General features: G+C 44.1%; 18 protein-coding genes and 1 riboswitch. Of the genes, 11 read left to right on the forward strand and 7 right to left on the reverse strand.

What is annotated here, in order from left to right:
- Nucleotides 1–39: 39 nt before the first annotated feature.
- From rdgB to CYL31_RS20550, 6 genes are all read left to right on the forward strand, one after another.
- Nucleotides 40–648 carry an RdgB/HAM1 family non-canonical purine NTP pyrophosphatase gene (gene rdgB / locus CYL31_RS20525; RefSeq protein WP_212916954.1) on the forward strand — a complete coding sequence of 203 codons (609 nt, stop codon included), beginning with the start codon at nucleotides 40–42 and terminating at the stop codon, nucleotides 646–648.
- Nucleotides 645–1,814 carry a radical SAM family heme chaperone HemW gene (gene hemW / locus CYL31_RS20530; protein WP_212916955.1) on the forward strand — a complete coding sequence of 390 codons (1,170 nt, stop codon included), beginning with the start codon at nucleotides 645–647 and terminating at the stop codon, nucleotides 1,812–1,814. Before rdgB ends, hemW begins: the two co-directional genes overlap by 4 nt.
- Before the next feature lie 480 nt (nucleotides 1,815–2,294).
- Nucleotides 2,295–3,878 (forward strand): BCCT family transporter, encoded by a 1,584-nt coding sequence (locus CYL31_RS20535; RefSeq protein WP_212916956.1) that lies wholly within the window; start codon nucleotides 2,295–2,297, stop codon nucleotides 3,876–3,878.
- 108 nt (nucleotides 3,879–3,986) lie between these two features.
- A riboswitch (yybP-ykoY riboswitch) is annotated at nucleotides 3,987–4,190 on the forward strand.
- Between the two features lie 8 nt (nucleotides 4,191–4,198).
- Complete coding sequence (locus CYL31_RS20540) at nucleotides 4,199–4,765, forward strand: TMEM165/GDT1 family protein (RefSeq protein ID WP_212916957.1); 567 nt, start codon at nucleotides 4,199–4,201, stop codon at nucleotides 4,763–4,765.
- A 64-nt stretch (nucleotides 4,766–4,829) separates the two neighbouring features.
- Complete coding sequence (locus CYL31_RS20545) at nucleotides 4,830–6,686, forward strand: DUF294 nucleotidyltransferase-like domain-containing protein (protein ID WP_212916958.1); 1,857 nt, start codon at nucleotides 4,830–4,832, stop codon at nucleotides 6,684–6,686.
- Nucleotides 6,687–6,701: 15 nt separating this feature from the next.
- Nucleotides 6,702–7,403, forward strand: coding sequence for a 3'-5' exonuclease (locus CYL31_RS20550; RefSeq protein ID WP_249411643.1), 702 nt, complete (start codon nucleotides 6,702–6,704; stop codon nucleotides 7,401–7,403).
- Nucleotides 7,404–7,442: 39 nt separating this feature from the next.
- Here CYL31_RS20550 and CYL31_RS20555 read toward each other — a convergent pair whose 3' ends face one another.
- From CYL31_RS20555 to CYL31_RS20585, 7 genes are all read right to left on the reverse strand, one after another.
- Entirely contained in the window at nucleotides 7,443–8,543 is a 1,101-nt protein-coding gene (locus tag CYL31_RS20555) for a LacI family DNA-binding transcriptional regulator (protein WP_212916960.1), read from the reverse strand.
- 113 nt (nucleotides 8,544–8,656) lie between these two features.
- On the reverse strand, nucleotides 8,657–10,276 hold the full coding sequence (locus tag CYL31_RS20560) for an alpha-glucosidase family protein (RefSeq protein ID WP_212916961.1): 1,620 nt from the start codon (nucleotides 10,274–10,276) through the stop codon (nucleotides 8,657–8,659).
- A gap of 82 nt (nucleotides 10,277–10,358) precedes the next feature.
- On the reverse strand, nucleotides 10,359–11,459 hold the full coding sequence (locus CYL31_RS20565; protein ID WP_212916962.1) for an ABC transporter ATP-binding protein: 1,101 nt from the start codon (nucleotides 11,457–11,459) through the stop codon (nucleotides 10,359–10,361).
- Nucleotides 11,460–11,531: 72 nt separating this feature from the next.
- Complete coding sequence (locus CYL31_RS20570; protein WP_212916963.1) at nucleotides 11,532–12,674, reverse strand: carbohydrate ABC transporter permease; 1,143 nt, start codon at nucleotides 12,672–12,674, stop codon at nucleotides 11,532–11,534.
- Between the two features lies 1 nt (nucleotide 12,675).
- Nucleotides 12,676–13,686: a carbohydrate ABC transporter permease gene (locus CYL31_RS20575; protein ID WP_212916964.1), complete on the reverse strand. Its 1,011-nt coding sequence runs from the start codon at nucleotides 13,684–13,686 to the stop codon at nucleotides 12,676–12,678.
- A 104-nt stretch (nucleotides 13,687–13,790) separates the two neighbouring features.
- The gene (locus CYL31_RS20580; RefSeq protein ID WP_212916965.1) at nucleotides 13,791–15,143 is read right to left on the reverse strand and encodes an ABC transporter substrate-binding protein; all 1,353 of its coding nucleotides are present in this window, start codon (nucleotides 15,141–15,143) and stop codon (nucleotides 13,791–13,793) included.
- Between the two features lie 444 nt (nucleotides 15,144–15,587).
- Entirely contained in the window at nucleotides 15,588–16,559 is a 972-nt protein-coding gene (locus CYL31_RS20585; protein WP_212916966.1) for a carbohydrate kinase family protein, read from the reverse strand.
- Between the two features lie 241 nt (nucleotides 16,560–16,800).
- Here CYL31_RS20585 and CYL31_RS20590 point away from each other — a divergent pair, with 241 nt between their 5' ends.
- From CYL31_RS20590 to CYL31_RS20610, 5 genes are all read left to right on the forward strand, one after another.
- A complete protein-coding gene (locus CYL31_RS20590) occupies nucleotides 16,801–17,535 on the forward strand; it encodes a response regulator (RefSeq protein ID WP_249422026.1) in 735 nt (244 codons plus the stop codon).
- A complete protein-coding gene (locus tag CYL31_RS20595) occupies nucleotides 17,525–18,991 on the forward strand; it encodes an ATP-binding protein (protein WP_212916967.1) in 1,467 nt (488 codons plus the stop codon). Before CYL31_RS20590 ends, CYL31_RS20595 begins: the two co-directional genes overlap by 11 nt.
- A gap of 280 nt (nucleotides 18,992–19,271) precedes the next feature.
- Complete coding sequence (locus CYL31_RS20600) at nucleotides 19,272–20,519, forward strand: ABC transporter substrate-binding protein (RefSeq protein WP_212916968.1); 1,248 nt, start codon at nucleotides 19,272–19,274, stop codon at nucleotides 20,517–20,519.
- A 95-nt stretch (nucleotides 20,520–20,614) separates the two neighbouring features.
- Nucleotides 20,615–21,544: a carbohydrate ABC transporter permease gene (locus CYL31_RS20605; RefSeq protein WP_212916969.1), complete on the forward strand. Its 930-nt coding sequence runs from the start codon at nucleotides 20,615–20,617 to the stop codon at nucleotides 21,542–21,544.
- Entirely contained in the window at nucleotides 21,537–22,439 is a 903-nt protein-coding gene (locus tag CYL31_RS20610; protein ID WP_212916970.1) for a carbohydrate ABC transporter permease, read from the forward strand. Before CYL31_RS20605 ends, CYL31_RS20610 begins: the two co-directional genes overlap by 8 nt.
- Nucleotides 22,440–22,476: the final 37 nt, after the last annotated feature.

Here is a 22,476-nt window from a genome sequence, read left to right on the forward strand (position 1 = left end):
GAATCAGCCGCCTTTGTTTTAGAAAATGAAGGAAAACCGATGAACAAGACCATCGTACTAGCCAGTAACAATGCTGGTAAAATCAAAGAATTCAATGCGTTATTGGGTGACATGGGCATTGATGTTAAACCGCAAAGCGAGTTTAACGTCGAAGAAGCCGAAGAAACAGGCTTGAGCTTTATTGAAAACGCTATTCTAAAAGCGCGCAATGCTTGTGCTCATACCGGCTTACCAGCCTTAGCCGATGATTCTGGCATTGAAGTTGATTACCTTAATGGCGCTCCAGGCATTTATTCGGCGCGTTTTGCAGGCGACCACGGTAATAACGCAGCAAATAACAAGCTGCTATTGGAAAAACTAGACGGCGTACCAGAACTAGAACGTACAGCTCGTTTCCATTGCGTATTGGCTTATATGCGCCATAAAGACGATCCAACACCACAAGTGTTTCATGGCGTCTGGGAAGGCCGTATTTTGACCTCTACAGAAGGCCAAGAAGGCTTTGGTTATGATCCCGTATTTTATGTACCGGAATGCGCTTGCAGTGCGGCTAGCCTACCAAAAGAAGTGAAGAACCAAATTAGCCATCGTGCCAAAGCCTTGAAACAGCTTTTCGCTGCTTTTCAGCAACAAGGTAAGTCATTTTGAGTTCTCAGTTACCACCACTAAGTTTGTACATCCATTTGCCTTGGTGTGTGCGTAAGTGTCCTTATTGCGACTTCAATTCCCATCAAGCAGACCGTTTTGAAGCCAATGGTAAACTGCCAGAAGAGGCCTATTTGGCGCAACTTTTGGCAGATCTAGATGCTGATCTACCTTATGTCGCTGGACGAAAAATCCAAACCGCCTTTATTGGCGGTGGTACGCCAAGCTTGATGAGCGAAGATTTCTATTATCGTTTAATGGATGCGCTACGCGACAAGCTAACTTGGACTGAAAATGCTGAAATCACCATGGAAGCCAACCCAGGGACCTTTGAGCAAGAAAAATTTCGCCATTTTCGCCAAGCGGGCATTAATCGATTGTCCATTGGTATCCAAAGTTTTCAGCCAAACCTGTTGAAAACCCTAGGAAGAATCCACAACCGTGAGGAAGCGATACACGCTGTGGATAAGTCTAGAGCCGCGGGTTTTGACAATATCAACCTCGATTTGATGCATGGCTTACCAGATCAGAGCCTAGAAATGGCGCTAGAAGACTTATCTCTTGCTATCGAATTGAACCCTGAACACTTGTCTTGGTATCAACTGACTATCGAACCAAACACTGAGTTTTATCGCCGCCCTCCAACACTTCCTGAAGACAATACCTTGTGGGGAATTCAAGACGCAGGGCAAGAGCTGCTAACCAAACATGGTTACGCTCAGTACGAAGTTTCAGCAAACTCGAAAGAAAATCGTCGCGCGGAACACAATCTTAATTATTGGCGCTTCGGCGATTACATAGGAATTGGTGCTGGCGCTCACGGCAAGATCACATTAATTAATGGTCAAATATTTCGTACACGAAAGACTCGACACCCAAACCATTACCTAAACAACCTACCTGAAGCCTTGGTGATTAAAGAAGCCATAGAGCAAGAAGACCTGCCGCTTGAATTCATGATGAACCGTTTACGCTTGTTCGAAACCTTTGATTTAAAGGACTACGAGCGTTTTACTTATCAAAGCGTGCCAAGCTCTCTGGTCAAAGCCTGTGAAATAGCATTAAAACAAGGCTTGTTAGATGCCGATGAATGGAAAAATCAGCGCGTCAAAACCACTGAAAAAGGCAAATTATTCCTCAACGAATTGCTTGAATTATTCCTCCCGTAGCGCGTCATTTTATTTACTATAATTTGACATCTAAGCATTTAGATGTAACTCTTATTAAGTTAAGAACAAAAAAGGCCATCTTTGATGGCCTTTTTTGTTCACGTTAGCAACACAAAAAACTAGTGACTTTTTAACAAAAACGATCTTTTTAAACGAAAGAAATCGCCCATTGTTTCGTTCTAACTCAACAATTTACAGCATTCTATATCTCGTATTCTCGTTAAATTATTGAGACGCAATAAGGTGCTTACTTAACAAGCAAACTTATCAAACTAGATTATGTAGTAATTGTGAAAATAGGACAAAATACGTCGTATTAAGAACAATCCAGTAATAGGAATTCTTTTACGGTTAGGTAGCGGAATTGTGTAAAAAACGCTCATGTTGATTTTCGTTTAAAAAGATTTGAACAGACCGTTATAAATTCAGTGATCCAGCAAAGGTCTTGGGGAAAGTTTTCACTAATTCGGGAGAATGTTTATGAGTAATAAAGTACCTGACAATGGTCGGGCAGAATACAACACATCGTATAAGGTAGGCCAAGATAACATTAAGTTTCTTGGTCTTGACGTACTAAATCCAGTGTTTAGTACCAGCGCTCTTATTATTTTTGCATTTATCATTGGCAGTATTTTATTCCCTGCCGATGCAAGTGCAATTTTATCTGGCGCAAAGAATTGGTCGATTAATAATTTTGATTGGTTCTTCATGGTTGCTGGTAATATTTTTGTCCTCTTTTGTTTGCTTCTGATCCTTCTTCCTCTTGGTAAAATTCGCCTTGGCGGCACAGAAGCCAAATCAGATCACTCTACTATTACATGGTTCTCTATGCTTTTTGCAGCAGGCATGGGTATTGGCTTGATGTTCTGGAGTGTCGCTGAACCAGTTGCTTATTATACAGGTTGGTACGGAACACCATTTGATGTGGTTAAAAACACGCCAGAAGCAAGAGACTTGGCAATGGGCGCAACTATGTTCCATTGGGGCCTTCATCCTTGGGCCATTTACGCGGTAGTCGGCCTGTCTTTGGCCTTTTTTGCGTACAACAAAGGCTTACCTCTTACTATCCGCTCTGCTTTTTACCCATTATTTGGTGAAAAGGTGTGGGGGGCAATTGGTCATGTAATCGACGTTATTTCGGTTATTGCGACTATCTTCGGCTTAGCTACATCACTAGGTTTTGGCGCACTACAAGCAACAAGTGGTCTGCACTTCTTATTTGATATTCCCAATACGCTAACCACACAAATTTTGGTAATCTGCGGTGTAACCGCTGTTGCGATTTTCTCTGTAGCTCGTGGTCTTGAAGGTGGCGTAAAACTACTGTCTAACGTCAACATGATCATTGCTGCAGTATTAGCTATATTCATTGTGATTGTTGGAAACACAGGCGCTATCCTTGCTGCAATAGGTTCTTACTTCCTGAATTATGTTGAATACATTATTCCCCTAAGTAACTGGATTGGCCGTGACGACACAACTTTCTACCATGGCTGGACTGTGTTCTATTGGGCTTGGTGGATTTCCTGGTCACCATTTGTTGGTATGTTTATCGCACGCGTTTCACGCGGTCGTACTGTTCGTGAATTCATTGTTGCGGTTCTATTAGTACCAACCGTCGTTTCCCTAGTATGGATGGCTATTTTTGGTGGGTCAGCTCTAGACCAGTCTGCTAATGGCATTGGTGCTTTGGCAAACGGAATCTCTGATTCTTCTCTAGCTATGTTCCAAATGTTTGCAAACCTTCCAATGACGTCTGTGATTTCCTTCATCGGTATCATTCTAGTATTGGTGTTCTTTGTAACCTCTTCTGACTCTGGCTCTTTGGTTATCGATGGTATTACCGCTGGCGGTAAAACAGATGCCCCAATGATTCAGCGAGTTTTCTGGGCCGTTCTAGAAGGTATTATTGCGATTGCATTGTTAATTGGTGGTGGTTCTGAAGCACTTGGTGCAATTCAGGCTGCAGCAATCACTATCGGCTTACCATTTACCGTACTCATGTTAATCATGTGTGTGAGCTTGTGGAAAGGCTTGAATAGCGATATGCACCTCTATAAATAAGCGTAGATTTATAGCAATTTTATAGAGATCCATAACAACCCAAAAAACAGCGCGAATGACAATTATAGAGTGTTCGCGTTGTTTTCTTTTTGTAAGTACTCTATTATCAGCACCCTCTTAGGGGAGTAATCTTCTTTGCACATACCCATTGGCGTACTGCAAAGATTCTTTGTCAACATAATCGAGCCTCAAGCTCGTGGCAAAGAAGTCCTGATCCGATAAAGTATCGACAGGGTTGATGAGACTTAAGACAATGACTTGGCTCAGGTGGGCTCAGGTTCGTTGTCTTTTGTTTATTGCCCACCTAGGACCTATCAAAAATGGAAGCACTACTCACTTCTATCTCTACTGTTGCCCTTGCTGAAATGGGAGATAAAACCCAACTTTTAGCCTTATTCCTTGCTACGCGTTTTGCGTCTAAATCTTCTATTGTTCTTGGTATTCTTGTTGCGACATTACTCAATCACGCACTGTCCGCATGGCTTGGCGTTGAAGTTGCTCAATGGATTCCAGAAAGTGCTATCAGTTGGGTCGTTGGTTTAAGCTTTATCGCCGTTGGCTTATGGTTATTGATCCCAGATAAAGACGACAGTGAAGACAATAACATGCTGAAATATGGTGCGTTTGGTGCAACATTTGTGTTGTTCTTTCTTGCCGAAATCGGTGACAAAACTCAAATCGCAACCGTCTTATTAGGCGCTCACTATGGCAGCGTCTGGATGGTCTTGCTAGGCTCAACAATAGGAATGATGTTGGCAAATGTACCTGTAGTGTTTGCAGGCAATTGGATAATGGAAAGAATCAATGCCAACCGCATGCGTCTGCTTGCTTGTTTACTTTTCCTGATCATGGGAATCGTGACAATAGCGACACCACTGCTTCAATAGGCAAATAGATAGGCATTTCATAAACTGGCTCGTTAAACCGTCTCTAATAAATAGGAATGAAATAATGGATGTCGAATTAACTGAAATACTCGAAGCACTTTGTCAGCACGCGCCATTCAATGAGATTGCTGACGATCCGCAGCTCAATGATATGACAAAAGAAATTGAAATTCGTTATGTTCGTACTGGGGAGTGGGTCATTGCACCGAGTGCGCCGAACAATACTCTTTTCTTTATTCGTAGTGGTGCTATTGAGGTTCTTAGTAAAGAAGATAAGTTAATTCGACGTATGAATGAAGGCGAATTATTCGGCTATTATTCCTTACTACGTGGCGGTAAATCTTCACAGTCCATGCGAACCATCGAAGACAGCTTATTGTATTGTATTCCTGCTCGATGGTTTCTTAAGCTCTATGAAGAAAACGATATTTTTTCTGATTTTTTCGAATTGGCTCGCGAAGTACGTTTGCGCGTTGCGATGGAATCGCAAAACTCAGATGTATCCTTAATGACCTGCCCTGTCGTTAGCCTTCTAAGACGGCCACCAATTAGCGCAGACATCAGCTCAAGCATTCTTAATGCTGCCCAAATTATGGCTGAACACCGTGTCTCTAGCCTGCTAATTACGGATAAAGATGAGTTAATTGGTATCGTCACAGATAGAGACTTACGCACTCGGGCCGTTGCCGAAGGACTTGCCTACGACACGCCCATTTCAGACATCATGACTCGCAATCCGATTGTCATGGACAGCGGAGACTACGCCTCTGAAGCGGTGTTAAAGATGATGGAACGCAACGTTCACCATATTCCCATCGTCAAGAATGGTCGTCCTATTGGTGTGGTGAGTACAGGAGACATCATCCAAAAAGAAAGTCACGGCAGTGTGTATTTGATTAGTGATATTTATAAGCAAACCAGTATAGAAGGCTTACAAAGTATCAGCCGTAAGATGACGCACACCTTCACCCAACTTGTGCTCGCGGATGCCAATACACAAATGATTGGCAACGCGATGTCGCACATAGGCACTGCTTTTGTGAAACGACTGTTGCAACTAGCCGAAGAGAAATACGGCCCTCCGCCAGTACCTTATTGCTTTATCGCCCTAGGTTCACAAGCAAGAGAAGAACAAACCATTAAAACAGACCAAGACAATGCGCTGATTTTGAGTGACAAATACAATAAAAAACTACACGGCGAGTATTTTGAAGCCCTGACAGATTGGGTTTGTAATAATCTTGATAAATGTGGTTATGACTTATGCTCTGGTGACATCATGGCATCGAATCCTCGTTGGCGCCAACCGCTCAGTGTTTGGAAAGATAACTTCAGTGAATGGATACAAAAACCTAAGGCCGAGGCGCTACTACGACTGTCTATCTTTTTTGATCTACGTGGTGTCTATGGCGATAAAACCCTTGCCCTACAGCTAAACCAGCACATACGTAAAGAGGCTCAAGAGCATTCGGGCTTTTTAACCTTTATGGCAAGAAATGCCAACCAACGTAAACCACCTCTAGGCTTTTTCCGGCAGTTTGTGTTGGATGGCGAAGGCGAACAATCACGTACTTTCAATCTAAAAGAGAGAGGCATTGCGCCAATTATCGATATCGTTCGAGTTCATGCCCTAGCTTGCGGTAGCGATAAGCTCAACACCCTAGAGCGCATTGAAGACATCGAGGCCGCTGGATTATTGCCAGGAGGACGAGCCAAAGACCTTACGCTTGCTTTAGAAATGATTGGTATGATTCGTATTCAACACCAAAGAGAACAAATCGAGAATGGTGAAGAACCGAATAACCACGTCAACCCTGAAAACCTGTCCTCCTTTGAAAAACGTAATCTTCGTGATGCTTTTCACATTGTTTCGCGCCAACAGGAATTTATTAAATTCCGTTACGCAGGGAAGCGCAGCTAAATGGGAAAGTTACTCATGAAGAATCAGTCCAAAGAAGGCATTCAAGACTGGCAAGCCATGTTTGCAGAGTGGGCAGAAGAAGCGCCAGAAGGCCCACTGAAACGCTATTATCAAGCGGGAATGATTGCGCCACAAACGGCATTAAAAGATACGCCTTTGCTGGCCTTAGATTTAGAAACAACAGGACTTGATCCGAGCCAAGACGAAATCATTAGTCTTGGGATAATCCCTCTCAACAACAAAACAATACGTTGCCAAGGTGCAAAATACTGGATGGCAAAACCCGAACGATCACTGAACGCCGAATCCGTCACCATCCATGAAATCACTCACTCTGAATTGGAAGAGGCACCACGACTTCATGCCATTTTAGATGAAATTTTAATGGCGCTCACTCATCAAGTCATCGTCGTGCATTGCGTTGCTATCGAACGTCAGTTTTTGCTGGAAGCGTCGATGAAAATCTATGGATTCCCACTGTATTTTCCTGTGCTAGACACCATGGATATTGAACGACAAGCCACTTTTAAACCTTGGTGGCAGCGCTTTGGCAGACGTCCTTCGTTACGCTTAGACGCATGTCGCCAACGCTATAAACTACCTCGCTACAAAGCCCATCATGCACTCACCGATGCTTTGTCATCAGCGGAATTATTACAAGCACAAATTTCCTACCACATGGACCCAAATACCAATATTTCCAACTATTGGGTTTGAGCACTTTCACTTCGTTGCCAGCCCTATCGGCGTTTGCGATTAAGCAAGCACCGATTCGGCCGGTACGGATTCCACACTATCAGCAACAGATGGACAGCTCTCGCGAATCACTAACTCGGTTTCTAGCACAACGTCTTTGGCCTCTCGCAGCCCTAAAAATACCTCAGCGGCAACACGACCTTTTTCCACTGTGTGCTGGTGAATTGTCGTAATAGAGGGGTGAATGTTAGCGCTTTCAGCAATACCATCAAAGCCAACCACTTGCAGGTCTTCTGGCACACGCAAACCTAAATGCAAGGCGGCTTGCACCGCTGCAATAGCAATACAATCACTCATACAAAGTAATAGTTGCGGGCGCTTAGCCATAGTCAAAGCTTCACGGGCGGCCTGATACGCCAATTTATGGTTGTTCTCAGGAATATTCCAAATATGCTCGGATGCAACTGACAACTGATGCTCTTCCAAGGCTTGAAAATAACCATACAAGCGCTGAATAGAGATGGATGCGGCACGATCAAACAATTCGTCTTCACGTATGCGGCACACGCGATCTGTCGCTAGCAGACTCAAACCCAAAATAGCCACGGCTTCAGGCTTATGCTTTAAAGCATGACTAGCAATTCGATAGGCGCCACTGTGGTTTTCAATGTTGACCGACGTCGTACCAGGAATGAAACTATCGACGGTAATAATGTTCTTATTTGGCATCAGCCAAGGTGCATTAATACATTGCTGTGGTTTATGACCATAAACAATAAAGCCATCCACCATAGAAGATTGCATACGGCTTTGTGCATCTTGCTCCACTTGATCCGAAGACAACAGCAACATATTGTATTCATTGGCTTCAAAAACTTCTGCCATGCCTTTTAGAAACTGATTCGCAACAGGATCAGTTAAGCTGTAACTAAGATCATCCGACAGTACAATTCCAACGATACCCGTGCGTCCCGTACGCAAACTACGTGCGGCAGCGTTTGGACCAAAGTAGCCCATTTTCTCGCATTCGCTCAAAATGTTTTCGCGCAAAGTCGCCGACAATTGATCTGGTCGATTAAAAGCATTTGAAATGGTTGCCGTGGAGACTTCTAATCGTTCAGCAACGTCTTTTAAAGTCAGTTTTTTTATGTTTTTTGTCATACTAACTACTCGCAAACCAAAAGAGCTTCGACAGACAAGCCGATTTACGCAAAACGCAAATCGGCTTGAGGTGACAAAGCTCTATTAAAAAGCTCAATGAACCAGGCTATAACCTAATGCAGCTTAGCAAAGAAAGCTTGATAAGCTGGTAGGGTCAATGCCTCACCATCCAAAGTCGATTCAAAACCATGCCCCTGCATCACTTCTGCAACATCAGCATTTAGCCTTGCTTGCTGTACTTCGCCTGTCATGTTCAAAACAACCAGAAGGCGAGAACCTTCGTATTCACGCACCAAAGCGATTAATTGCTCATTACCAAGATCAAGCTGAGACAATTCGCCATTCACTAAAGCTGGCTGTTGCTGACGCCAATGAATCAGCTGACGCACCTTATGCAACAAAGCCTCAGGATCGGCCTCTTGTTCAGCCACACTCAATGGCAACTGCTCTTTAGAAACAGGCAACCACGGCTCAACCGTAGAAAAGCCACCTAATGTCGATTTATCCCACACCATCGGCGTACGGCAGCCGTCACGGCCTTTAAAAACTGGCCATAGCGGAATCCCATAAGGATCTTGAATACGCTCAAACGGCACCTCAGCCTCAGGTAAACCAAGTTCTTCACCTTGATACAAACAAACACTGCCACGCAAAGACAAAATCAGCGCTAACGCGATTAGAGGATAGGCTTTGCCATCTTCGTCTACACCCCAACGAGTGCGAGAACGCACCACATCATGGTTCGATAACGCCCAGCAAGGCCAACCATCACCCACAATGTTATTCATGTCCGCCAAGGTTTTACGAATGTATTCAGGCGAATGCGGCTTGTTCAAAAAATCGAAGGTATAAGCCATGTGTAACTTATCGCCACCAGATGTGTATTCCGCCATACGTTTCAAAGGGAAATCATCACCAATCTCGCCCACCATAGTGCTGCCTGGGAATTCATCCATCATGGCACGTAAATCCTTTAAGAAGTCCAAGTTTTCAGGACGACTCAAATCATAAACATGTCGTTGATAAGTGTAAGGATTATCGTGTGGCGCACCCATAGTTTTTGGCTCGCCAGCTGGCACAGGTGGATTGTCTTCCAAGCCTTCACTGTGGAAATAGAAGTTCACCGTATCTAATCGGAAACCATCCACACCAAGCTCTAGCCAAAAACGCATATTATCTAAATGCGCCTGACGAACGTCTGGATTATGGAAGTTAAAATCTGGCTGAGACTCTAAGAAGTTATGCAAATAATACTGCAAACGACGGCTGTCCCATTTCCATGCACTGCCACCAAAGATAGACAACCAGTTATTCGGCGGAGAACCATCCGGTTTCGGATCAGACCATACATACCAATCGGCTTTCGGATTGGTTTTGTCTTGACGACTTTCTTCGAACCAAGGATGAACATCAGCCGAATGGCTAATCACCTGATCGATCATGACCTTTAAACCTAGCTCATGGGAACGATCAACCAAGACTTTAAAGTCTGCCAACGAACCGAACATTGGGTCAATGTCACAATAATCAGACACATCGTAGCCAAAATCTTTCATTGGGGAAGTAAAGATAGGCGAAAGCCAAATAGCATCAACGCCTAATGAAGCAACATAATCCAGCTTGCTGGTAATACCAGCTAGATCACCAATACCGTCGCCATTTGCGTCCATAAAACTACGTGGGTAAATTTGATAAATAATCCCACCTTTCCACCAGTTCAGATTGGTTGTCATCAGACTCTCCAAAAAAGATAAAACGTGGAGCAATACCCAAAAAGTACTGCCCAATTAAAAGACTAACAGGCTGACTAGCCTATTAGCCTTTACGTAAATAAGACTGCTCGTTTTCATCAAACAAATGCATTTTTTCAGCAGGCGCGGACAAATATACTTTATCCCCACGCTTAATGTTCAATGTACCAGCTTGCTTGGCAATCACCATCTCGTCTGCGCCAGGGATTTTCACATACAGTAAAGTCGCTTCACCAAGGGATTCGACAAAGGATACGTCACCAGAAAAAAGACTTTCTTGCTCAGCAGAGACAACGACCAAATCTTCTGGACGAATACCAAAGAAGGCAGGTTTCGCTTGCTCACTTGATTCCGTCACGATAGGCGTTTGAATAGACGCAGAAGCCGACAAAGACACCAAGGTTTGAGCGCCAGCTTGTTCAATACGACAAGGCACTATGTTCATCGCTGGCGATCCTATAAATTTCGCCACAAAAACATTTGCAGGGTGCTCATAAAGCTCCAATGGCGAACCCACTTGTTCAATATCACCGCCAGACAACAATACGATGCGATCTGCCAAAGTCATGGCTTCTACCTGATCATGGGTCACATAAATCATGGTTGAGTCAGGCATGCTGTCTTTCAAATTGGCTATTTCCATACGTGTTGCCACACGAAGTGCCGCATCCAAGTTAGATAAAGGCTCATCAAACAAGAAGACTTTCGGACGACGCACAATCGCACGACCAATCGCCACACGTTGACGCTGGCCACCAGAAAGCGCCTTCGGCAAACGATCTAAATACGGCGTTAATTGCAGCATATCAGCGGCTTTACGTACTTGCTGGTCAATATCGGCTTTACTTGTTTTAGCAATTTGCAAACTGAACGCCATGTTGTCATACACAGTCATGTGCGGGTACAAGGCGTAGCTTTGAAACACCATCGCAATACCGCGCAGTGCTGGTGGAACATCGTTGACTACAACGCCATCAATTTCCAATGTACCAGCAGAGATTTCTTCTAATCCTGAAATCATCCGCAATAAGGTGGACTTACCACAACCTGATGGACCGACGAAAACAATAAATTCGCCCTGCTTGATGTCCAAATTGATGTCTTTTAATACTTCAACATTATTGGAATAAATTTTCTTAACATTGGTGAGTTTTACATCAGCCATGATTCTACTGCCTCAATCTAAATTCATACCTTAGGTGAGGAGCAAACGCTCGACTCACCTGCCTAGGTTTTGTTATTTCACCGAGCCTGCTAACAAACCGCGTACTAAATAACGCTGTAAGCCAAAGAAGACACACAAAGGAATAATGATGGTAATAAATGCAGACGCCGTCAGGATTTCCCAGTTACCGCCACGAGAACCCAACAGTTCACGAAGCTGACCCGTTAGCACCATGTGTTCTGCATCATTACCTAGGAATACCATGGCAATCAGCAAATCATTCCATACCCATAAGAATTGGAAGATGGCAAATGACGCCAATGCAGGAAAAGACAGCGGTAATACAATCTTACGGAAAATATCAAAATCAGAAGCACCATCAACACGGGCGGATTCAATAATTTCTCTTGGCAAACCAACAATATAGTTACGCAGTAGATAAATCGCCAAAGGCAAACCAAACCCCGTATGCGCTAACCAAATCCCCACGTAGGTTTTCGATCCAACGCCAAAGAACTCACCAATCAAGTTATAGGTTTTCAGCAGCGGAATCAGTGACATCTGTAACGGAACAACTAATAAACCAACCACAGCCGCAACTAGCAATGCACGCCCAGGAAAACGCATCCACGCCAAAGCATAAGCCGCAAACGCAGCCACTAAAATAGGAATAATGGTCGCAGGTATGGTAACCGTTAACGAGTTAATAAAAGACTTACCCAACCCTTCGGCATTCAATACTTCGCGATAGTTTTCTAGCGTAAAACGCGGTGGCGTCTCGGCCGTATAGAAAATGCGGTCGCCACGGGAACCTTTCCACTCCACAGGAGAAGAAAATGCGTAGTCGCCATTTTCCATGACTTGCAAAGTCTCACCTTTTTTAAGCTCAGCCACCGTTCCAACATCGAATTCATCGGGTCTTAATGAACTAGAGCCAAATTTGGTAACTTCTCCCGCTGAACCTTCGAATAGGTTACCGCGAATAACAAAGCGATCACCCTCTTGAACTTGTTTTTTCGGTTCATGGGCACGGGCCACAAGGCGCTGCTCTGAGGTCGCTAGTGCAGTCCACCAGCCAGACGTAGAAAGCTGATTTTTATCTCGAATAGAAGAGATGAACAAACCCGCCGTCGGAATCGTCCAAATAATGACAAGAAACAAGACAGTCGCATGCACCAGATAGGTTAACGGAGTACGTTTAGATGACGTAATCATATTAACGCCCCTCCATTTCGGCATTAGCGCGGCGAATATTCCACACCATAATAGGGATAACCAGAACCATAATAACCAACGCAATCACCGCGCCACGACCAAAGTCGCCACCGCCATTAAACATCCAACTAAACATCTGATTGGCCAACACTTGGGTGCCCCATTGAGCATTCGTCATAGCCAATACGATATCAAATACTTTCAAAACCAAAATGGTAATCGTAGTCCAGACCACCGCAATGGTTCCCCAAATTTGCGGTACCATAATTTTGTAGAAAATCTGAAAGCCATTGGCGCCATCTAACACTGCCGCTTCAATGGTTTCATCTGGAATACCACGTAATGCAGCCGATAAAATAACCATGGCAAAACCGGTTTGAATCCAGATCAAGATGACCATCAAGAAGAAGTTGTTCCAAATCGGAATCGTTAGCCATGTCTGAGGTTCTCCACCGAAGAAGACTACCAAAGCATTTAACAAACCAATTTGATCTTCGCCGCCAGTACGAAAATCGTAAATAAACTTCCAAATAACCGACGCGCCTACAAAGGAAATAGCCATCGGCATAAAGATCAAGCTTTTCGCAATATTGCCCCACCAAATGCGGTCTGTCATGGTCGCGATAATCAAACCAAAAAACGTTGCCGCCGTTGGTACAACAATTAACCACAACATGTTATTACGAAAAGATTCATAGAACTCATCGCTACCAAATAGCCATTTGTAGTTCGCTAGGCCAACAAACTCTTCGCCACTGCGGCCATAAAAAGACAAACGAATAGAATCAATAACAGGATAGAAAAGATAAAACGTCAGTAGTAAAACCGCTGGCCCCAAAAACAACCAAGGACGAATATTGTTCGCCACACGTAAATTACGAGCGACAACAGCAGCAGCGCCACTTTTGGTTGGGAACAGTTTATCTAAAAGGAAATTTGAACCGTAAAAATACGCGGCACATCCCATAACACCTAGAATCATGGTCACTAACGCCGAGGCAAGCTGTCCCATAGAATCTCCAAAATATTAATACAGTGACTATTAAAAACGGTCAACCGCTTTACTTAAAACAAAAAGCCCTAGAACGAGAATGCGCTCTAGGGCTTTTAAAAGAATTACTTTAAGGCATCCCATGTTTTTTGGATGTCATGAGCCACTTCTTTAGCGTCTTTACCGCCAGTGTAGTCAACCATCCCAGTCCAGAAAGAGCCAGCACCGATTTTACCTGGCATCAAGTCAGAGCCGTCAAAACGGAACGTCGTCGCGTAGCGTAAGATCTCGCCTTGTTTTTTCGCCGCTTCACTTGAGTAAACTTCAGGGTTTGCTTTCAAGTGTGCAGAGATAAAGCCAGTTTGCGCCATCCACAACTCATGAGCGATTGGTGAACGAATGAAGTCGATAAAAGCGCGTGCGCCTTTAGAATCATTCGTCACACTCATCAAGGTTCCGGCGCCCAATACTGGATTACCTAAATCTTTAGACGCATAAGATGGGAAGTAGAAGAAATCAGCGTCTAGACCCAGTTTCGTTCCTTCAGGGAAAAACGCAGGAATAAACGACGCTTGACGATGCAGGTAACATTTAGGCGGAGATTGGAACAAGCCTTTAGGGCTATCGCGGAAGTCAGTAGACGCTACAGCGCCTGCGCCACCATCAACAAACTTGTCATTACGAGCAAACCAACCAAATTCTTCGATGGCGCCCACTATGCGTGGATCATCAAACTTAATTTCGTTAGTTACCCATTTATCATAAACCGACGCTGGCTGTGTACGAAGTAGTAAATCTTCAACCCAATCAGTTGCTGGCCAACCTGTCGCCGCACCAGAACCCAAACCAATACACCAAGGCGTTCCACCGTCTGCGACGATCTGTTTGGTTAAAGCTTTTAAGTCTTCCATGGTTTCAGGAACTTCGTAACCAGCATCTTCAAAGTTATCTGGTGAATACCAAACCAATGACTTCAAATCTGCACGATAGAAAACACCGTAAAATTCTTTTTCACCTTTCTTGTCTTTAAAGGTCGCTAGGTCCACCCAAGACTGGCCCGCTGCGTAATCTTTTTTCACGCCATCTTTTACAGTATCGCTAAGTGGCGTTAAAAAGCCTTTTGCCGCTAAATCTGCTGCCAAACCTGGTTGAGGGAAAACAGAAATATTAGGAGCGCTGCCCGCTTGAGTATCAATAACGATTTGTTGTTCAAAAGAATCAGAACCAGCGTATTTCACTTTGGCGCCTGTGGCTTCTTCGAAGTAAGCAACCACTCGCTCAAAATTAGTTTTTTCGTCACCAGTCCAAGGACCAAAAATAGAAATAGTTTCACCAGACAGCTTGGTAGATTTCAGAGCTTCATAGCTGCTCCAACTAAAACGAGAATCTTCACCAGGCTTAAACAAGAGGTCAGCTGCGTGCACAGCGTTTGCGGAAAGTGTCAGGGCAACAGCCACAGACAAAAGAGATTTTTTCATCATTGCTCCTTACAGGCCCGCTTGGGAAAACCCTAGCACGCCTTTGTTTTTATTATCGTAGGTCGAAACAAGGTAAACATATCTTCTATAAGGATTAAGAAGGAATTAGATTATTAACAAACAAAACCCGCGCTTCAAGCGCCTCACCTCCTTAATATTGACTTAATTATTTTTAAAATTTAGTAAATGTACCAAAAATTACAAATCTTATTTATACAACCCAAACAGTATAAAAAACCAACAAAATCAGGTTTTCATCATGAATTCAGCAAGTTAATGAACAATTTTCAACCAACTAACGCCTCTTTAATTCTTTATTTTTACTCAATTAAAGGGCTTTTTTTAGACATAAAAAAAGCGTGGCTAGCCACGCTTCTTGTTACTATAAATAGACTTAATATTCTCTTAACCGTTTTACCAAAATCTAAGCAGAACGCGCCTTACTTAAAACTGGCTTAACTGCACTTGTGCTTCACTCAAGGAGGGCAAAGAAGGATACGCCCCCAATTTCGTCACAGAATTCGCACCACACGCTGCAGCAAAGCGCACAATATCCACTAGCTGCTGTTTGGCTAAAGCTGATAACGCAGCACGATCACCACCTTGTTCTGCCAGTTTATAAAGCAAACCGCCAACAAAAGCATCACCTGCCGCTGTGGTATCTTTCACTTCAACTTTTGGCGTAATTACTTCGCTTACGCCATGAGTCGCGGTATAAAAACGAATTAAGTTGCCGCCATCAGTTAACACAAACAAAGTCACGCCAGCAGCAAGAGACTGCTCAATTAGCGCAAATGGATCTTCTGCTAATACAGTCAACTCTTCTAGGCTGGCTTTCACCACATCACCGCTTTGCATCCAATCGATGACGCGTTTTGTATCCACTTGCCCGTTTGGCCAAAGGTTCATGCGCAAGTTCACATCAATACTAACGATCCAATTAGCCTTACGAGCCATGCTCACACCCGCCAAAGTAGCCTTAGTAATATCCGCATCGGTCAGAGTGTTAGAACAAGTATGGAAAACACCTTTGCTGTCTGCAAACCAAGTCGCATTAAAATCACTTTCGCGGAACAGAATATCCGCAGAAGGGCTACGATAAAATTCAAAGCTACGCTCGCCAGTTTGATCTAAACTGACAAACGCCAGCGCTGTTTTGGCTTCTTTGGTCATCAGCATATTGCTCGTATTGACGCCGTAGCCATCAAGAGACTCTTTTAAGAAATGACCAAACGCATCGTCACCTACTTGGCCGACGAAGTGACTATTGCCACCTAAGCGAGCCACAGCAACGGCAACGTTCGCTGGCGCACCGCCAGGAAATTTAGTAAAAGATTCAAGCTCTCCCGCTTTAGTTGCTCCATTAGAAAGGAAATCGATCAAGGCTTCGCCGAACGCCATTACTTTTGTTGTCATTATTGTGTTCTCTTGTTGATTCGCAGACTAAGCTACGCTGATAAAATAATATTAGGCGAAAAATTATGCAGGGGAGAAAGCATTAAATCAATTTAATTTATTTAAAGGCTATTTCTCTCAAGCTTATTATGGGCAATTGGTTCACTGTAAGTTTCTTGCTAGACTCAAAGCCTACATAACAATTTTTATAATTACTTTCTTATAATAACTAACAGACCTTAACCTTCCACTGAGCAAGATAATGACCAACGCAAAATGTATCTATGTTGTAGACGATGACGACGAGATTCGCTCCCTGCTCAAAACTTACTTAGAAAAACATCAGTTTACGGTGCTAACAGCCGATTCTGGTGAAGCTTTTTTAGCCAATTTTCGAGCTGAGCAAGACGTTGACCTTGTCATTTTAGACATCATGCTACCAGGGCAAGATGGTTTTGCGGTTTGTCGCTCTCTACGAACGCAGTCACAAGTTCCGGTTATCATGCTGACGGCAAATTCCGATGAAATGGATCGCATTATCGGCTTAGAGATTGGTGCTGATGACTATCTTGCAAAGCCCTTTAATCCGCGAGAGCTTTTGGCTCGGATTAAGGCTATTTTGCGTCGTATGGAACACACCGAAGTCATCGAAGCTGCACCGGTTGCTCATCGTTTCTATCGCTTTGCGCAATTTACTTTAGATACGCTGTCGCGTGAACTGCACTTTAAAGACGAAAAAGAGTCGTTATCCGGCGCAGATTACAACCTTTTAATGCTGTTCTTAACTCATCCTGGAGCTGTGCTCACCCGCGAACTTATCGCCGAAAACACGCGTGGACGCGACAGCGCCCCACTGGATCGCTTCATCGATGTCCATGTTAGCCGCTTGCGTCAACGATTACGCGAAGATGCTCGCCAACCACAGTTGATCAAAACCATTCGTGGTCAAGGTTATATATTAACCGCTAGCGTCGAAGCCATTAGTGATGCCCGTTAATACACCGATCAGTAAACGCTCACGGATTAAGCGCTGGTCACAATCGCTTACGGGGCAAATTCTAATCATCATGGCGCTGGGTGTTGCCAGCGCCCAGTTCATCAGTTCAACAATCTGGTTGCGCCAACTGGAATCCGATACCGAAGAAAACGTGCGAGAAGTGTCTAAACACATGGCATTTCGTATCGCCGCGACCGTCAGCTATTTCACCTCTTTACCAACCAATTATCGCCATATTGTCATCGATCAATTGCAAGATATGGGTGGTACGCGCTTCTTTGTAACACTAAACAAAGAAGAAATTCGTATCAATAACATCCCTGATTCTGCGCTTAAAGACATCGTCAAAAATGAAGTTCAGTCGACTTTGATTAAACAGCTGGGAATCCATAATGCCAAAATTGCGTTTTCCAGCCCAAGTGATTTGCATGTTATCAACAACCAGATACGCCTTGTAGACTTGCCCGAACGTTGGGGGCACCACAGTTTATTGGTCAAACCTCTTACGCCACCGATCATTGTTATTCAAATCCCCATCAACGACAAAGATTGGCTGTATTTGGCGAGCCTTATGCCAGATCCGTATTTTCTGGATGGTAACTCAGCGCTAACTGGCGACCGTTTGTTTTCCATGGCAATGTCTGTGGTGACTGTGCTACTTCTTAGCATCATCATATTAAGACGCGTCACTCGTCCACTGGCTACCTTGGCGCGAGCTGCAGAACGCTTTGGTCAAGGTGATTGGAAACCCATAAAAGAAGTAGGCAGTGTTGAAGTGCGTAATACAGCTAAAGCCTTTAACGATATGCAACGGCGTATTCAACGTTATCTCAATGATAGGGAAAGGCTGTTTGCGTCAATATCCCACGATTTAAAAACCCCCATCACTCGCTTACGGCTGCGCGCTGAAATGTTGGACGAAGACGATACTCGTGATGCCATGATCCGTGATCTTGAAGATTTGGATATGTTGGTAAAAGGCGCTCTACAGAGCGTAAAAGAAACCGATATTCATGAAAATCGTATTGAAGTAAACATTTCTAGAATGCTCAGGGACATGCAATCCACAGCGAACTTACACGGCATCACACTAACCGTGGTAGGTGAGTTACAGCACCCTTTTATTGGTAAACCTCTTGCTATAAAGCGCTGCCTTGGCAACCTTGTCGACAATGCCTTGTATTACGGAAAAACGGCCATTGTGTACATTGAAGACGATGAAGATGAAGTCTGTATTCGTGTTTGTGACCAAGGGCCAGGTATTCCGATAGATAAAATGGACAAAGTTTTTCAGCCTTATACACGTCTCACACCAGATCATTCAGGACACCCTGGCGGCATGGGATTAGGATTAAGCATTGCACGAAACATTGCCCGCGCTCACGGTGGTGAAGTCACCTTGAGTAACCATATACAACAAGGCTTAGAAGCCAAACTATGGTTACCAAGACATTGATTTTGAGCCATCAAGGCGACTTGTTTAGTGATCTAAAAACGAAATAAATAGGCATATAAAAAGCAAAAAAAGGTCACGCCAAAAAGCATTCTTGCAAGACTTTGTTACAATTGGTTGCTCTACTTTACCCTCCCTTGTCAAATCCTTTGCTAAATTCAGTAACTCGAATACTCGCTTAAGCTGACCTTCAGGAAGCGAAGTCGACATAAAAAATAACGCGACATCAAAGTCTATAAAATGTCTTTGATTGGATGATATAACAATAACAAAGGTTCCTATCATGAAAAAAATTGCTTTCGGTTTAACCACAGTTGCACTTTCTCTAGCCGCGGCTACTGCTCAGGCTGGTGAAGTAGAAGTTCTACATTGGTGGACATCAGGTGGCGAAGCCGCTGCGATCAATGTACTTAAAGAAGAAATGGTAGAAGCTGGCCACACTTGGAAAGACTTTGCAGTCGCTGGTGGCGGTGGTGAATCTGCCATGACAGTTCTAAAATCTCGTGCTATTTCTGGCAATCCTCCTTCTGCCGCTCAAATCAAAGGCCCAACCATTCAAGAATGGGGTGATTTAGGCTTCCTAACAAATCTTGATGATGTTGCTAAAGCGGGCGAGTGGGACGTTATCCTTCCTCAAGTTGTTAGTAACGTAATGAAGTACGACGGCCACTACGTAGCGGCTCCAGTAAACGTTCACCGTGTAAACTGGATGTGGGCTAACCCTGAAGTATTCCGTAAATCAGGCGCGTCTATCCCAACTACTTGGGAACAATTCATTGTTGAAGCGAAAAAGATCAAAGCAGCTGGTTTCACACCACTCGCTCATGGTGGCCAAAACTGGCAAGACGCTACTTTGTTCGAAGCAATCGCTTTGTCTAAAGGTTCTAAATTCTACAACAGCGCGTTTATCGGATTGTCTGACAAAACCCTTCGTAGCCAAGACATGATTGACGTGTTTGATACTTTCAAGAAAATGCGCGAGTTCGTTGATCCAGGTTTCTCTGGTCGCGATTGGAACATCGCAACGTCTATGGTTATCAATGGTGATGCAGCAATGCAAATCATGGGTGACTGGGCGAAAGGCGAGTTCACGGCAGCAGGCAAAAAAGCCGGCATCGATTACGTTTGTTACCCAGCGCCAGGCACAAGCGGTTCTTTTACTTTCAACATCGACTCTCTAGCCATGTTTAAAGTGGATGGCAAAGACAAGCAAGCGGCTCAAAAAGACCTTGCGCGTTTGATTCTTGAACCTAAGTTCCAAGAAACATTCAACTTGAACAAAGGCTCTATTCCAGTTCGCTTGAATATGCCTCGCGATAAGTTTGATACTTGTGCACATTCTTCAATGGATGCGTTCCTAGCAAGCTCAACGACTGGCAACCTAGTACCAAGTATGGCTCACGGCATGGCTGTGAACTCTATGGTTCAAGGCGCTATCTTTGACGTAGTGACTAACTTCTTCAATGACGAGTCTATGACGTCTAAAGAAGCAGTAGACAAGCTAGCTCGTGCTGTTAAAGCAAGTATGTAATATCTAAATCTGCAAAGTCCTCGTTTGCAGTAAACATACGAGGCTGGCATCTGGTCAGCCTCGTCTTAATACCTCCGAATAGTGAAGCATCAACTATGAATACTAAAGCCGCCAATTCTGGGTCAGGACAGACTCAGTCAGGACGTCCTGCGCGCCTAAGCTTGGCCGATTGGATGCCTAAAATCGTCATGGCACCAACGGTACTGGTTACCTTAGTGTGCATTTACGGCTATATGATTTGGACAGCCGTACTCTCTTTCACTGGTTCTCGCATGTTGCCGTCGTACAATTTTGTCGGCTTCGAACAATACGAGCGCCTATTCAACAACGACCGCTGGATGGTAGCCCTATCCAACCTTGGTATTTTCGGCGGCCTGTTTATTGGCATCTGTTTGTTCCTTGGCGTTACCTTAGCTATTTTCTTGGATCAAAAAATTCGTGCTGAAGGCGCGATCCGTACTATTTATCTTTACCCAATGGCGATTTCCTTCATCGTGACAGGTACCGCTTGGAAATGGTTGCTTAATCCGACCAACGGTTTAGAAAAAATGATGATCGACTTTGGTTTTGTAAACTTCAAGTTCGACTGGTTGATCAATCCAGATATGGTTATTTACTGTTTGGTTATCGCGGCTGTTTGGCAAGCATCTGGGTTCGTTATGGCGCTGTTCTTAGCTGGCCTGCGTGGTGTTGACGGCGATCTTATCAAAGCGGCACACCTTGATGGTGCCAGCACATTTACCACTTACCGTCGTATTATTCTGCCTTCTTTGAAGCCAGTATTCTTTAGCGCCTTGGTTGTTCTGTCGCACATTGCCATTAAGAGTTTCGACTTGGTCGCGGCATTGACCAATGGCGGACCAGGTTATGCATCTGATTTGCCAGCTAACTTCATGTATACCTACACATTTACTCGTAGCCAAATCGGCTTAGGTTCGGCGTCTGCTATGGTGATGCTAGGTTGTGTATTGGCGATTTTGGTTCCTTATTTGTACTCTGAATTGCGAGGTAAACGCCATGAGTAACCTTAATTCTACAAGTAAAAATGCCGTTGGCCGTAAAACGTCTGGCCTAGACAAACTATTACGCGTTGCCTTGTACACTGTACTAATCGTCGTTGCGGCGTTTTATCTGATGCCGTTTATCGTCATGTTGATTACTTCCCTAAAAGATGTGGAAGAGATACGCACAGGTACGCTACTTTCTTTGCCTGCTTCCTTGCATTTCGACTCTTGGTCAAAAGCGTGGTCAAGCGCTTGTACAGGTAGTAGTTGTGGTGGTATTTCGCCTTATTTCATGAACTCGTTTCAAATCGTGTTACCGGCAGTGGCGATTTCTACTTTAGTGGGCGCCATTAACGGTTATGTTATTTCCCTATGGAAATTCCGTGGTAGTGACTTTTTCTTTGCGGCGATGCTTGTAGGTTGTTTCATTCCGTTCCAAGTTATCTTGTTGCCAATGGCACAAACACTAGGCTGGTTAGGTATTGCCAATACCACTTCAGGTTTAGTCTTCGTGCACGTGGTTTACGGTGTGGCATTTACGACTTTGTTCTTCCGTAACTTCTACCAGTCTATTCCTGGTGAATTGGTAAAAGCGGCTCGCCTAGATGGCGCTGGCTTCTTTACCATTTTTTACCGCATCATTTTGCCCGTTTCTACGCCTATTATTGTGGTAACAGTGATTTGGCAGTTTACGCAGATTTGGAATGACTTCTTATTTGGTGTGGCGTTCTCTGGTTTTGACACTCAACCAGTAACGGTTGCCTTGAACAATTTGGTAAACACCAGCTTCGGTGGTAAGGAATACAACGTCGATATGGCCGCAGCCATTATCGCCGCTCTACCAACACTGGCCGTTTACGTGTTTGCAGGAAAATACTTCGTCCGAGGCTTAACAGCTGGCGCGGTAAAAGGCTAATAACGCTGCTAAGCAACCTAGCGAACATCGATAAAGA

The organism is Marinomonas sp. A3A (assembly GCF_018336955.1).
GTDB classification, from domain to species: domain Bacteria; phylum Pseudomonadota; class Gammaproteobacteria; order Pseudomonadales; family Marinomonadaceae; genus Marinomonas; species Marinomonas lutimaris.